Annotated in this window: 14 protein-coding genes; 13 read left to right on the top strand and 1 reads right to left on the bottom strand. The window is 61.7% G+C overall.

Translation table 11 applies throughout. The features are described from left to right. Positions 1-5: 5 nt before the first annotated feature. The 13 genes from urtD to ureG all read left to right on the top strand — a co-directional run bounded on the left by urtD (position 6) and on the right by ureG (position 9,640). Positions 6-767, top strand: coding sequence for an urea ABC transporter ATP-binding protein UrtD (gene urtD / locus ACMGE0_RS26370; RefSeq protein WP_436818853.1), 762 nt, complete (start codon positions 6-8; stop codon positions 765-767). Between the two features lie 231 nt (positions 768-998). Continuing rightward, entirely contained in the window at positions 999-1,694 is a 696-nt protein-coding gene (urtE, locus tag ACMGE0_RS26365) for an urea ABC transporter ATP-binding subunit UrtE (protein ID WP_436818852.1), read from the top strand. A gap of 269 nt (positions 1,695-1,963) precedes the next feature. After that, complete coding sequence (locus ACMGE0_RS26360) at positions 1,964-3,040, top strand: CE1 family esterase (RefSeq protein WP_436818851.1); 1,077 nt, start codon at positions 1,964-1,966, stop codon at positions 3,038-3,040. Next, positions 2,977-3,801: an urease accessory protein UreD gene (locus ACMGE0_RS26355; protein WP_436818850.1), complete on the top strand. Its 825-nt coding sequence runs from the start codon at positions 2,977-2,979 to the stop codon at positions 3,799-3,801. Before ACMGE0_RS26360 ends, ACMGE0_RS26355 begins: the two co-directional genes overlap by 64 nt. Before the next feature lie 34 nt (positions 3,802-3,835). Further along, positions 3,836-4,138, top strand: coding sequence for an urease subunit gamma (locus ACMGE0_RS26350; RefSeq protein WP_085420014.1), 303 nt, complete (start codon positions 3,836-3,838; stop codon positions 4,136-4,138). 19 nt (positions 4,139-4,157) lie between these two features. Further along, positions 4,158-4,463 carry an urease subunit beta gene (locus ACMGE0_RS26345; RefSeq protein ID WP_436818849.1) on the top strand — a complete coding sequence of 102 codons (306 nt, stop codon included), beginning with the start codon at positions 4,158-4,160 and terminating at the stop codon, positions 4,461-4,463. Positions 4,464-4,539: 76 nt separating this feature from the next. Continuing rightward, positions 4,540-4,809 (top strand): AbrB/MazE/SpoVT family DNA-binding domain-containing protein, encoded by a 270-nt coding sequence (locus ACMGE0_RS26340; protein ID WP_436818848.1) that lies wholly within the window; start codon positions 4,540-4,542, stop codon positions 4,807-4,809. Further along, positions 4,806-5,213 carry a type II toxin-antitoxin system VapC family toxin gene (locus ACMGE0_RS26335; protein ID WP_436818847.1) on the top strand — a complete coding sequence of 136 codons (408 nt, stop codon included), beginning with the start codon at positions 4,806-4,808 and terminating at the stop codon, positions 5,211-5,213. Before ACMGE0_RS26340 ends, ACMGE0_RS26335 begins: the two co-directional genes overlap by 4 nt. A 3-nt stretch (positions 5,214-5,216) precedes the next feature. Further along, positions 5,217-6,926 carry an urease subunit alpha gene (gene ureC / locus ACMGE0_RS26330; RefSeq protein ID WP_436818846.1) on the top strand — a complete coding sequence of 570 codons (1,710 nt, stop codon included), beginning with the start codon at positions 5,217-5,219 and terminating at the stop codon, positions 6,924-6,926. Positions 6,927-6,936: 10 nt separating this feature from the next. Further along, on the top strand, positions 6,937-7,800 hold the full coding sequence (locus ACMGE0_RS26325; RefSeq protein ID WP_436818845.1) for an AbiJ-NTD4 domain-containing protein: 864 nt from the start codon (positions 6,937-6,939) through the stop codon (positions 7,798-7,800). 35 nt (positions 7,801-7,835) lie between these two features. Then, positions 7,836-8,312: an urease accessory protein UreE gene (gene ureE, locus ACMGE0_RS26320; RefSeq protein WP_436818844.1), complete on the top strand. Its 477-nt coding sequence runs from the start codon at positions 7,836-7,838 to the stop codon at positions 8,310-8,312. Between the two features lie 6 nt (positions 8,313-8,318). Further along, positions 8,319-8,990, top strand: a complete 672-nt coding sequence (locus tag ACMGE0_RS26315) for an urease accessory protein UreF (RefSeq protein ID WP_436818843.1) — start codon at positions 8,319-8,321, stop codon at positions 8,988-8,990. Between the two features lie 38 nt (positions 8,991-9,028). Continuing rightward, positions 9,029-9,640 carry an urease accessory protein UreG gene (gene ureG / locus ACMGE0_RS26310; RefSeq protein ID WP_436818842.1) on the top strand — a complete coding sequence of 204 codons (612 nt, stop codon included), beginning with the start codon at positions 9,029-9,031 and terminating at the stop codon, positions 9,638-9,640. A gap of 163 nt (positions 9,641-9,803) precedes the next feature. Here ureG and ACMGE0_RS26305 read toward each other — a convergent pair whose 3' ends face one another. After that, positions 9,804-13,139, bottom strand: a complete 3,336-nt coding sequence (locus ACMGE0_RS26305) for an efflux RND transporter permease subunit (RefSeq protein ID WP_436818841.1) — start codon at positions 13,137-13,139, stop codon at positions 9,804-9,806. Positions 13,140-13,161 lie beyond the last annotated feature (22 nt).

Raw genomic sequence — 13,161 nt, 5'->3', positions numbered from 1 at the left:
AGATCATGAACACGATTGCCGAGACGCGACAGAAAAGCCTGCTCTATCTCGAAAACGTCTCCGTCTCCTTCGACGGGTTCAAGGCGCTCAATTCGCTGTCCTTCGTGGTCGAGCCGGGCGAACTGCGCGCCATCATCGGCCCGAACGGCGCCGGCAAGACGACGATGATGGACATCATCACCGGCAAGACGAGGCCGGATACCGGCACCGTGCTGTTCGAGGATGCGATCGACCTCACGAAAAAGGACGAGGCGGATATCGCCCAGCTCGGCATCGGCCGGAAATTCCAGAAGCCGACCGTGTTCGAAAGCCATACCGTCTGGGACAATCTGGAACTGGCGCTCAACCGCGACCGCGGCGTCTTCGCCACCCTGTTCTACACGCTCACGCCGGAGGACAAGACGCGCATCGAGGAAATCCTTTCGACGATCCGGCTTACCCATCGCAAGGACGAATATGCCGCCAACCTGTCGCACGGCCAGAAGCAATGGCTGGAGATCGGCATGCTGCTCGCCCAGGAGCCGAAGCTTCTGCTGGTCGACGAACCCGTCGCCGGCATGACCGATGCGGAAACGGCCGAAACCGCCGTGCTTCTGAGGGAAATCGCCAAGACGCGTTCGGTCGTGGTGGTCGAACACGACATGGGCTTCATCCGCGACCTCGGGGTGAAGGTGACGTGTCTTGCGGAAGGTTCGGTGCTGGCGGAGGGCTCGATCGACTTCGTCTCGAACGATCCGAAGGTGATCGAGAATTATCTGGGGCGGTGATATGGATAGTACTTCGCTGATACCCCCCTCTGCCCTGCCGGGCATCTCCCCCTCAAGGGGGGAGATCGGCAAGCCGCGGCGTCCTTGTTTCCCTCGTGCTGCTCGGCATTTCTTTTTCCATGAACGGCAGTCGTTTGTGGGAAAGGCTTGCGTCAAATCGATCTCCCCCCTTGAGGGGGAGATGCCCGGCAGGGCAGAGGGGGGTGATGCCTCCACCAAGGGAGGTGCAACGTGCTGACAGTCAACAACGTCAATCTCCACTACGGCGCGGCGCAGGCGCTGCGCGGTGTCTCGGTCACCGCCGAGATGGGCAAGATCACCTGCGTGCTGGGGCGCAACGGCGTGGGGAAGAGCTCTCTTCTCCGCGCCGTTACCGGCCAGCATCCCGTCAGCGCCGGCACGATCAGCTTCGAGGGCGAGGCCCTGAACGGCCTGCCGCCCTATGCCCGCGCCAAGCACGGCATCGGCTACGTGCCGCAGGGACGTGAAATCTTCCCGCTCCTTACCGTGCAGGAAAATCTCGAGAGCGGTTATGCGCCGCTCGCCCGCAAGGACAGGTTCATCCCGGATGAGATCTTCTCGCTCTTCCCGGTGCTGAAGTCGATGCTCGGCCGGCGCGGCGGCGACCTCTCCGGCGGACAACAACAGCAATTGGCGATCGGCCGCGCCATGGTCACGCGCCCGAAGATCCTCGTGCTGGACGAGCCGACCGAAGGTATTCAGCCGTCGATCATCAAGGATATAGGCAGGGCGATCCGCTATCTCCGCGACAGCACCGGCATGGCCATCCTGCTCGTGGAACAGTATCTCGACTTCTGCCGCGAGCTCGCGGACCAAGTCTATATCATGGATCGTGGCGAGATCGTGCACGAAGGGCCGGCCGAAACACTGGATACGGCGGAAGCAAGGCGGCATCTTACTGTTTGAAACCAGCCTTTTACTGATGAATGTTTGTATCCTGCCGCAGCATTTCGTGCGTTTCATCGCGATCGGGGATGTGTTACCAAGGCCGTGTCAGGGCAGACCCCGCACATTGTTGACACCACTCCTGCACTCATGATGAGGCGCTGATGGATTTTGCTCGCGTTGCCGGTTCCTTTTCCAGTCCTGCTCTTACTCGCACGATCGCGGTAGGGGCTTTTTTCTTGGCTGCTTGCCTCGCTTCGGGGGGAGCCTATGCCGGATGCGGTCAGCCGATGCAGCCGGGACGTCATCCGATCACCATCGAAACCGGCGGCGCTGCCCGCTCCGCGGTCTATTTCGTCCCGTCGTCCTACACCGGCAACGACAAGGTTCCGGTCGTTTTCGATTTCCACGGCAGCAACAGCAATCCCGAAGCGCAGCTGAACAGAAGCTCCTGGGACAAGGTTGCGGAGAAGAACGGCTTCATCGTTCTGGCGCCGCAAGGCAGCCTGCCCGGCAAGACGGCGGGCACCCATGCCTGGAACGTGCCTTTCGTGACCAGGCAGGAAGGCGGGCTCGACGAGATCGCCTTCATCGAACAGGCCGTGAAGACCGTGAAGGAGACGTTCTGCGTCGATCCCGCGCGCATCTATGCCTCCGGCTATTCGGGCGGCGGGCGCATGCTGTCGGCCTATCTCTGCTCCGGCCATGACGATTTCGCCGCCGCCGGCTTCGTGCATTCGCTGCGCGCCGGCCGGCCGGTGGAGATCAACGGCAAATGGGAACCGGACGACAGCAACTGCAGCCCCGTCCGGCCGGTCTCCATCATGGCTTTCGCGGGCGTGAAGGATACGTCCAACCCCTATGCCGGCGGCGGCAGCGCCTATTGGCAATACGGGTTCAAGATCGCCGTCGAGCGCTGGACCGAGCTCGACGGCTGCAAGGGCAACGGCGATCCGAAAACCGTCGAGGGTGTGACCTTCAGCCTTTACGGCACCTGCAAGAGCGGTGCGCGGATCGCTTCCTATGTCTTCGCCAACGGCACGCATGACTGGCCGAAGCCGGCCGCAGCGACGGAAGCGGTGATTGCCGCCGCCAAGGAGACCGCAAGCGTCGCCAAGGTGACGACCGTTGCAGCAGTGAAGCCCGCCTTCGATCCCAATGTTGATCCGGCCTCGCGGATGTGGGAATTCTTCGGCAAGGCCGACAGCACCGATGTCATCGCCACCGCCGCCCCGGCAAAACCCAAGTCTGGCACGGGCATTGCATCGGACTGCGCGACCGAAACCGGAGTTCAGGGAACGACGTGCAGCAGCAGCCAGCCGATCGATACGCGCCGCAGCGGGCAAGGGGTGCAGGACGCCTTGTGACCAAAACGTTCGGCGGGCGCACCAGGCTTGCCGAATTCTTTCAGGAAGGTTGCGCAAAAATACGCCTTCCGGAGACATTTTCGCCTGAAATGGAGGCGATCCTCATCAACACGTCAGGGGGACTGACGGGCGGCGACGTGATCGAATGGTCCGTCGCCGCCGCGGCTTCCACCAGTCTCACGGTCACCACCCAGGCGAACGAGAAGATCTACAAGGCGGCCGCCGGCACGGCCTCCGTCTCCGCCGATATCACCGTCGGCGAGAATGCCTCCGTCCACTGGCTTCCCCAGGAAACCATTCTCTTCGACCGGGCTTCGCTGACGCGGCGGCTGGACGTCGATCTTGCCGAAAATTCCGAATTCCTCGCCGTCGAGGCCGTTCTGCTCGGCCGAAAGGCGATGGGCGAGGCTGTCGCGAACGGGTTTTTCCGCGATCGCTGGCGGGTGCGGCGCGCGGGCAGGCTGGTCCATGCGGAAGAGATGCGGTTCGACGGCGAGATCGAGCAGCTCTCCCGGGCTGCCGCCGTGCTCTCCGGTCAGGTCGCCTTTGCGACTCTCTTCTATACCGGTCCACTCGCGGAGGCGCTTTTCCCGAAACTCCGGCAATGTCTCGACGGTACCTCCGGAGGAGCGAGCCACTGGAACGGCAAGCTGATCGGCCGTCTCGTGGCCCCCACCGGCTTCGACTTAAGAAAAATCCTGGTACCGGCAATTTCCGTATTGCGTAACGGCGCGCCGGTGCCGAAAGTCTGGAACATCTGATTTTGCCATACCTGAAATTCACTGCGGGATTCCCATGAACCTGACGCCCAGAGAAAAAGACAAGCTCCTGATCGCCATGGCGGCGATCGTCGCCCGCCGCCGCCTGGAGCGCGGCGTCAAGCTCAACTATCCGGAAGCGATCGCGCTGATCACCGATTTCGTGGTGGAAGGCGCCCGAGACGGCCGTTCCGTCGCCGATCTCATGGAGGCCGGCGCGCATGTCGTCACCCGCGATCAGGTGATGGAAGGCATTGCCGAGATGATCCACGACGTGCAGGTGGAGGCGACCTTTCCGGACGGCACCAAGCTCGTCACCGTGCATGAACCGATACGTTAAGTCTCTGGGAGGTTGATTCATGATTCCGGGTGAAGTCATTGCCGCAGAAGGCGAAATCGAACTCAATTCCGGCGCGCCGACCATTGCCGTCGAGGTTTCGAATACCGGCGACCGGCCTATCCAGGTGGGCAGCCACTACCATTTCTTCGAAACCAACAATGGCCTTTCCTTCGACCGGGAAAAGGCCCGCGGCATGCGGCTCGACATTCCGGCCGGCACGGCGGTGCGGTTCGAACCGGGCCAGACCCGTTCCGTGACGCTGATACCGCTTTCGGGCAAGCGCGAGGTCTACGGCTTTCAGCAGAAGATCATGGGGCCGCTGTGAAGGCGCCGAGTGGAAAAGTATGGAATTTTATGCTAAGTATGAATTCTTGGAAAAGTAGGAATTCATGGAGGCGGCAATGGGCCGGTTCGAGGCAAAGACTTCAATGAAAGGCCAAGCTACGATCCCGATCGAGGTTCGCAAGGCTCTTGGATTGTCGCCTGGTGGCTCCGTGCAGTTCATCGTCTCGGATGATGGCAAGGTTAGTGTCGTCGCAAAGAAAAAAGGGCTCTCCCACCTCCGCGGCATTTTCGGAAAACACGAAGGCCCGCCGCTGGATATCGATGAAGCGATCATGGAGAGCATTGCCGAAAAGACCAAACTGTCACGCAGCGGCGGGGACGAATGATCGGGATCGATACGAATGTTCTGGTTCGATTCATCCTTGACGACGACCCTGTATGGTCGCCAGCGGCTGCTAAGTTCATGGCCGAAGCCCTTACACCGCAAAATGCGGGTTATATCAATTTGTTGACACTCGCCGAAGTAGTTTGGGCGCTGAAGAAAGAGGCTCGCTTTGATCGTGCGAAACTGGTTGGAGTCATTGAAGCCTTGCTGGAATCCGAAAACCTCGTGCTGGGTGAGGCGGGTGTTGTCGAACGCGCTTTAGGACGCTTTCGAAAGGGCAATGCCGATTTTGCCGACTATCTCATTGCCGAATTGAACAGCGCAAACGGTGCCGAGCCTACCGTAACAATCGACAAGCGCGCTGCACGAAACGAAGCGTTTCTCCAACTTCCGTCCGGAGCCTGAACCATGCCCCACAAGATGTCCCGCGTCGCCTATGCCTCGATGTTCGGTCCAACCGTGGGCGACAAAGTGCGGCTTGCCGATACCGAGCTCTTCATCGAGGTGGAGAAGGATTTCACCGTCTATGGCGAGGAGGTGAAGTTCGGCGGCGGCAAGGTGATCCGCGACGGCATGGGGCAGAGCCAGGCGACAAGGGCCGAAGGCGCGGTCGATACCGTCATCACCAATGCGCTGATCATCGACCATTCCGGCATCTACAAGGCAGACGTCGGCTTGAAGGACGGCCGTATCCATGCGATCGGCAAGGCGGGCAATCCGGATACGCAGCCGGGCGTCACCATCATCGTCGGGCCATCGACGGAGGCGATTGCCGGCGAGGGCAAGATCCTGACGGCCGGCGGCATGGACGCGCATATCCATTTCATCTGCCCGCAGCAGATCGAGGAAGCGCTGATGAGCGGCGTCACGACCATGCTCGGCGGCGGCTCCGGTCCCGCGCATGGCACGCTTGCCACCACCTGCACCGGCGCCTGGCATATCGAGCGGATGATCGAGAGCTTCGATGCTTTCCCGATGAACCTCGCGCTCGCCGGCAAGGGCAATGCCTCGCTTCCCGCGCCGATCGAGGAGATGATCCTTGCCGGCGCTTCGTCCTTGAAGCTGCACGAGGACTGGGGCACGACGCCCGCCGCGATCGACAACTGCCTTTCGGTCGCCGACCAGTTCGACGTGCAGGTGATGATCCACACCGATACGCTGAACGAGAGCGGGTTCGTGGAGGATACGGTTGCCGCGATCAAGGGCCGCACCATCCATGCCTTCCATACGGAAGGGGCAGGCGGCGGGCATGCGCCCGACATCATCAAGGTCTGCGGCCAGCCGAACGTCATCCCGTCCTCCACCAACCCGACCCGGCCCTATACGGTCAACACGCTCGCCGAGCATCTCGACATGCTGATGGTCTGCCATCACCTGTCGCCGTCCATTCCCGAAGACATCGCCTTTGCCGAAAGCCGCATCCGCAAGGAGACGATCGCGGCGGAAGACATCCTGCACGATATCGGCGCCTTCTCGATCATCTCGTCGGACAGCCAGGCCATGGGCCGCGTCGGCGAGGTGGCGATCCGCACCTGGCAGACGGCCGACAAGATGAAGCGCCAGCGCGGTCAGTTCAAGGAAGAGACGGGCGACAACGACAATTTCCGCGTCCGCCGCTATATCGCCAAATACACGATCAACCCGGCGATCGCGCACGGCGTTTCCCACGAGATCGGCTCGGTGGAAGTGGGAAAACGCGCCGACCTCGTGCTCTGGAACCCGGCCTTCTTCGGCGTGAAGCCGGAAATGGTGCTGCTCGGCGGTTCGATCGCGGCGGCCCCGATGGGCGATCCGAACGCATCCATCCCGACGCCGCAGCCGATGCACTACCGGCCGATGTTTGCCGCCTATGGCAAGCTGCGCACCAATTCCTCCGTCACCTTCGTTTCCCAGGCTTCGCTGGATGCCGGGCTTGCGCACAAGCTCGGCGTCGCCAAGAAGCTGGTGGCGGTGAAGAACGTCCGCGGCGGCATTTCCAAGGCTTCGATGATCCACAATTCGGCGACGCCGCATGTGGAGGTCGATCCGGAGACGTATGAAGTCCGCGCCGACGGCGAGCTGCTCACCTGCCAGCCGGCCACCGTGCTGCCGATGGCGCAGCGCTATTTTCTGTTTTGAGGTGGCAGGCTTGCGCTTTTCACAACGATTGGGTTTGGCAGCTTCGACTGTACCGATTCAGACGGATTCGATTTCCGATGAACTGCGCAACGGTTTGTGGAATGCCGTTTATCTGACCTTTATTGACCGCATTCCATTGGATTTCTATTGGCAAAGCTCCGATTTAGGTCTGATTGCAAAACTTGGCCATAACAACTTCTTCAAGCTGCCCCTTGATGAGTTGCCTGATAACGGTGAAGTCTACGTAAGATGGCTAAAACAGTGGTTTATGTTGCAACCATGGTTTGCAGTTTATGATTTCGTTGATTGGTTGGCAAACTACGGCTCTCACTGGAAGGATTGGCAACCAGGAGACTCAAGTTACGAGAAAGCTGCAAAGTTTCGAGCTACCGTCAATCATCATCTTGAAACTGAAAACTCGGGCTACCGATTTGTCGATAGCAATCTAATAGCGATTTCAAACGAACATGAAGTTGCAGAAATCGAAAAGGCGCTTTCCACTCGCGGACAATTCAGTTCTATCTCTAGCCACGTTGGCGCTTCGGCTCGGCTGCTCTCGAACCGCGTAAATCCAGATTATCGAAATTCGATAAAGGAATCGATCTCCGCTGTGGAGGCAGCCGCAAAGATCGCTACTGATGATCCCAAAGCCACGTTGGGGCAGGCTCTCAAGTTGCTCGCTCGAGAAGAGCATCTGCACCCGGCCTTACAGGATGCGTTCTCAAAACTCTACGGCTGGACCAACGATGCTGAAGGTATTCGACATGCAATGATGGAGCAGTCCAAGCTCGACCTCGCTGACGCGCGCTTCATGTTGGTGGCGTGCAGTGCTTTTGCAAACTACCTTGTTGATCGTATTAAGGCATCACAATAGCCTTCTGACATTTCCAGTTTGAGAGTTCCGCAATCATGCAGCATATCCATTCCTACCGCCCCGCCGGCGAGATCACCGATCCGCCGATCGATACCGTCACCCTGCCGCATGATCTCAGGCATCTCCGCCGCAAGCTGCTGCATCTCTCCAACGGCGACATGGTGATGCTCGACCTCAAAGAGGCGGTGCTTTTCCACCACGGCGACCGGCTGGTGCTGGAGAGCGGCGATACGATCGAAGTGCAGGCGGCGCCCGAAAAGCTGTTCGAGGTGAAGGCGCGCGATACGCTGCATCTCATCGAACTCGCCTGGCATCTCGGCAACCGGCATCTTTCGGCGCAGATAGAGGAGGGGCGTATTCTCATCCTGCGCGATCATGTCATACGGAACATGCTCGAAGGGCTGGGCGCAACCGTCGCTGAGGTGGAAGAACCGTTCCAGCCGGCGCGCGGCGCCTACCATTCGCATGGGGGCCATTCGCATGGCCACGACCATCATCACCATCACGATTGAGCGGGCATGAGCCAGGGCCTCGACACGCAGGCATTGCTTCGATTGATGGCCTGGTTGTCGCCGGCGTTTCCGATCGGCGGCTTCGCCTGGTCCGGCGGGCTGGAAAGGGCGGTGTTCGACGGACTGGTGAAGAATGCCGCAGGCTTGACGGACTGGCTTTCGATGCTGCTCAGGCACGGCGTGTTGTGGAACGATGCGGTGCTGTTTGCGGAAGCCTGGCGGCAGTCCGGAAACGAGGCGATGCTGAAAGAGGCGGCGGAGCTGGGATTGGCCCTGGCGGGCTCGGCGGAGCGCTTCGCCGAAACGCTGTCGCTCGGCAAGGCTTTCGTTGCGGCGGCTGCCGCCTGGCCGGATGGGGTGCTGGAGCGCCCCCCGGCGAATGTGCCGTTCCCGGTCGCGGTCGGTGCGGTCGCTGCCGGGCATGGCGTACATACTGAGAAGGGGCTTGCCGCCTATCTGCATGCCGCCGTTTCGCAATCGGTTTCGGCGGGCATCCGGCTTGGGGTGGCGGGCCAGACGGAAGGTGTGGCGATCCTCGCCGGGCTGGAGGGACTGATTGCCGAGACCGCAGAGCGGGCCTCAGGGACCACGCTTGCCGATCTCGGCGGTGCGGCGGTGCAGGCGGAAATCGCCTCACTCCGGCACGAAACGCAGCATTCCCGGCTTTTCCGCTCCTGAAAGCGGGCTTAAGCTGGCATCAAAGGAAAGGACATCTCATGAAATCGGCGAACGGACCTTTGCGCGTCGGCATCGGCGGACCCGTCGGTTCGGGCAAGACCGCGCTCACGGAAAAGCTCTGCAAGGCGATGCGGGAGGATTATTCCGTCGCTGTCGTCACCAACGACATCTACACCAAGGAAGATGCAGAGGCGCTGGTTCGGATGCAGGCGCTTTCCTCCGACCGCATTATCGGCGTCGAAACCGGCGGCTGCCCGCATACCGCCATCCGCGAGGACGCGACGATCAACCTGCAGGCGATCGCCGGCTTGAACGAGCGCATTCCCGATCTCGATGTCGTCTTCATCGAATCCGGCGGCGACAATCTGGCGGCGACCTTCTCGCCCGATCTCGCCGATATCACCATCTATGTGATCTCCACCTGCCAGGGCGAGGAAATCCCGCGCAAGGGCGGACCGGGCATCACCCGCTCGGACCTTCTCGTCATCAACAAAAAGGACCTCGCGCCCTATGTGGGTGTGGATCTCGACGTGATGGACCGCGACGCCTCCCGCATGCGCGAGGCAAAACCCTTCGTCTTCACGGACCTGAAGCGTGGCGAAGGCGTCGATCATGTGGTGCGGTTTCTGAAGGAGCAGGGTGGTCTCTGAGCCATTCCGGCGCGGAGAAGGCGCGGGAAGGGCTTCCGGCGCCAGAATAGCAGTTTCATGAAGGCGGGTTTTGACGTCGATCAAACAGGCACTCTTTTGCGCAGACCATGAAAAACGCCGGACCTAAGGCCCGGCGTTTTCGAAATGCGGCTGGAGATGAAGCTTATTCCGCAGCCATCGGCGGCAGGCGAAGCACCTTGTTGCCCACCTGCGTCCCCGGCGAGCGGTCGTCGTTGGCGCCGGTCTGCCGTTCGATCTGGTTGAGGCGCTCTTCCAGCGAGGCGATCGACTGCGCCTGCTTGCGCGTCTCCTGGCTGAGTTCCTCGTTGGAGAGGCCGAGATCTTCCTCTTCCTTCTTGCCGACCATGCGGCCGAAGAGCTTGCCGAGCAGGCGCGACAGGTCGTCCATGATCAGGAAGAAGGACGGCACGACGACGAGCGAGAGCACCGTCGAGACGATGATGCCGCCGATCACCGCGATCGCCATGGGCGCGCGGAAGGAACCGCCTTCGCCGACGCCGAGCGCCGAAGGCAGCATGCCCGCCGACATGGCGATCGAGGTCATGATGATCGGGCGGGCGCGCTTGCGGCCGGCCTCCACCATGGCATGGACGCGTTCCAGGCCGTGGCGCTTCATCTCGATGGCGAAGTCGACGAGCAGGATGGCGTTCTTCGTGACGATGCCCATCAGCATCAGGATGCCGATCAGCACCGGCATGGAAAGCGCGTTCTGGGTGATGATCAGCGCCGCCGCCACGCCGCCGATCGCCAGCGGCAGCGAGAAGAGGATGGTGAAGGGCTGGATCACGTCCTTGAAGAGGAGGATCAGCACCACGAGCACCAGCATCAGGCCGAGCAGCATGGCGTTGCCGAAGCTCTGCGTCATTTCCGCCTGCACCTTGGCGTCGCCGCTTTCGGCCAGACGGACCGTCTTCGGGAACTCCGTCGAATCGACGATGCGCTTGAACTCGGCGCTCGCCGTGTCGAGCGCCGTGCCGAAAGGCACGTCGGAGCCGATCGACACGACGCGGCTGCGATCGTTGCGCTTGATCGAGCTCGGACCTTCCGAATAGTCGATGTCGGCGACGTTGTAGAGCGGCACGCTGGCCCCCGATGCCGTCTTGATCTTCAGCGCCCGGATGGCGGCGAGATCGCGGCGGACATCGAGCGACGCCTGCACGCGGATCGGAATCTGCCGGTCGTCGAGCGAGATCTTGGCGAGGTTCGCGTCGACATCGCCGATCGTGGCAACGCGAACGGTCTCCGAAATCTGCTGCGGCGTGATGCCGAGACGCGAGGCCTCATCCATGCGCGGACGGATCTGTAGTTCCGGCCGGGGGAGCGCGCCTTCCGACGAAACGTTGACGAGGATCGGCGAGGCGCGCAGCTTCGATTCCAGGATGCTGACGGCTTCGTTCAGGTCCGCCTCGTTGGTCGAGAGGAAGTTGAACGAAAGCTCGCGCTCGGCGCGGTCGTTGACCTTGGAGATGCGCACGTCCGGGATTGAGCGGACGGCCGCGAAGATATCCTTCTCGACGTCCCACTGCGGGCGCGTGCGGCCGTTCTCCTTCATCTTCGGCATATAATCGCCGAGAAGGGGGATGGAGCCCAGGCCCTTGTTGACCAGGGTCTTCACCAGCGAATGGTCGATGTTCCCGAGGATCACGCGCACGGTCGCGCGGCGCAGTTCGAGATCGCCCTTCGGCGAAGCGCCGCCCAGGATGAAGACGCTCTCCACGCCGTCGATGTTGCGAACGGCATCGTAGATGACGTCCGTGCTGGCGGCAGTCTCATCCAGCGTCGCATTCGGCGGCAGTTCGACCGAAAGCACGACGCGCGAGGAATCGTCCGGCGGCAGGAAGCTGCCCGGAACCTGGCTGAGCAGCATCACGGAGCCGACGAGGAAGCCGATAGCGGCGAGCAGCGTCGTATACCGCCAGTACCATTTGCGGGTCGTGCCGGTGACGAGGCGCGTGTAGGCCTTCATGATCCAGCCGTCGTTGTCGTGATGGTCTTCCATCGCGTCTTCGGCGCGCATCAGGTAGGCGGCCATCAGCGGTGTGATGAGGCGCGCCACCGCCAGCGAGAAGAAGACCGAGAAGGCGACCGTCAGGCCGAACTGGATGAAGTATTGACCCGGAATGCCCGGCATGAACGAGACCGGCACGAAGACCGCGATGATCGTGAAGCTGGTGGCGATGACGGCAAGGCCGATCTCGTCGGCCGCTTCCAGCGCCGCCCGGTAGGGCGTCTTGCCCATCTTGATATGCCGCGCGATGTTCTCGATCTCGACGATCGCGTCGTCGACGAGAATACCGGTTGCGAGCGTGAGCGCCAGGAAGCTTACGAGGTTCAGGGAGAACCCCATGACGTCCATGATCCAGAAGGTCGGAATCGCCGAGAGCGGCAGGGCGACCGCCGCGATCAGCGTCGCGCGCCAGTTCCTGAGGAACAGGAACACCACGATGACGGCGAGGATCGAGCCTTCCATCAGCGTGTGTAGGGCGGCTTCATAGTTGCCGTAGGTGAAATAGACGGAGTCGTCGACCATCTCGATCGAGACGTTCGGATTGGCCTTGCGCACCTCGTCGAGACTTTCCGCGACCGTCTCGGCGACCGAGACTTCGCTGGCGCCCTTGGCGCGGAAGACGGCAAACGTGACCGAGGGCGTACCGTTGAAGCGCGAGAAGGATTTCGGCTCCTCATAGGTGTCGGTGATGGTGCCGAGCTCGGTCAGCTTGACGAAGCGGCCGTTCGGCAGCGTGATCGTCGTATCGGCGAGCTGCTGGACGTTGCGGGCGTCGCCGAGCGTGCGGATCGTCTGCTCGTTGCCGGCCACCTGGCCGCGGCCGGAGCCCAGATCGACGTTGGTGCCCCGAAGCTGCTGGTTCACGTCGGCGGCCGTGATGCCGTAACCGTCGAGCTTGGCAGGGTTCAGCGACACGCGGATCTCGCGGTCGGCGCCGCCGTAGCGGTCGATGCGGCCGATCCCCGGCTGGCCCTGCAGGGCGCGCTTCACCGTGTCATCGACGAACCAGGAGATTTCCTCCAGCGTCATGTTCGGCGAGGAGACGGCGAATGTCTGGATCGCCTGGCCTTCGACGTCCACCTTGGTGACGACGGGTTCCTCGATGCCGGCGGGCAGGTCGCTGCGGATCTTGTCGATCGCGTCCTTGGTGTCCTGCACGGCCTCTTCGGTCGGCTTTTCGATGCGGAAGAGCACGACGGTCTGCGATTGGCCGTCGGTCACCGTCGACTGGATTTCATCGATGCCGCTGATCGAGGCGACCGCGTCCTCGATCTCCTTCGTCACCTGCATTTCCAGCTCGGCGGGAGACGCGCCGCTCTGGGTCACGGTGATCGAGACGACCGGGACGTCGATATTCGGAAAACGGGTGATCGGCAGGGCGTAGAACGACTGGATGCCGACATAGAGCAGCAGGGCAAAGCCGAGCAGCGGCGCAATCGGGTTGCGGATCGACCAGGCGGAGAAGTTCATGCGGGCTTACCTCGTTCTGGCC

Source organism: Neorhizobium descurainiae (assembly GCF_051400715.1).
Classification (GTDB): Bacteria; Pseudomonadota; Alphaproteobacteria; order Rhizobiales; family Rhizobiaceae; genus Neorhizobium.
This window is presented reverse-complemented; position numbering and strand designations above follow the sequence as displayed.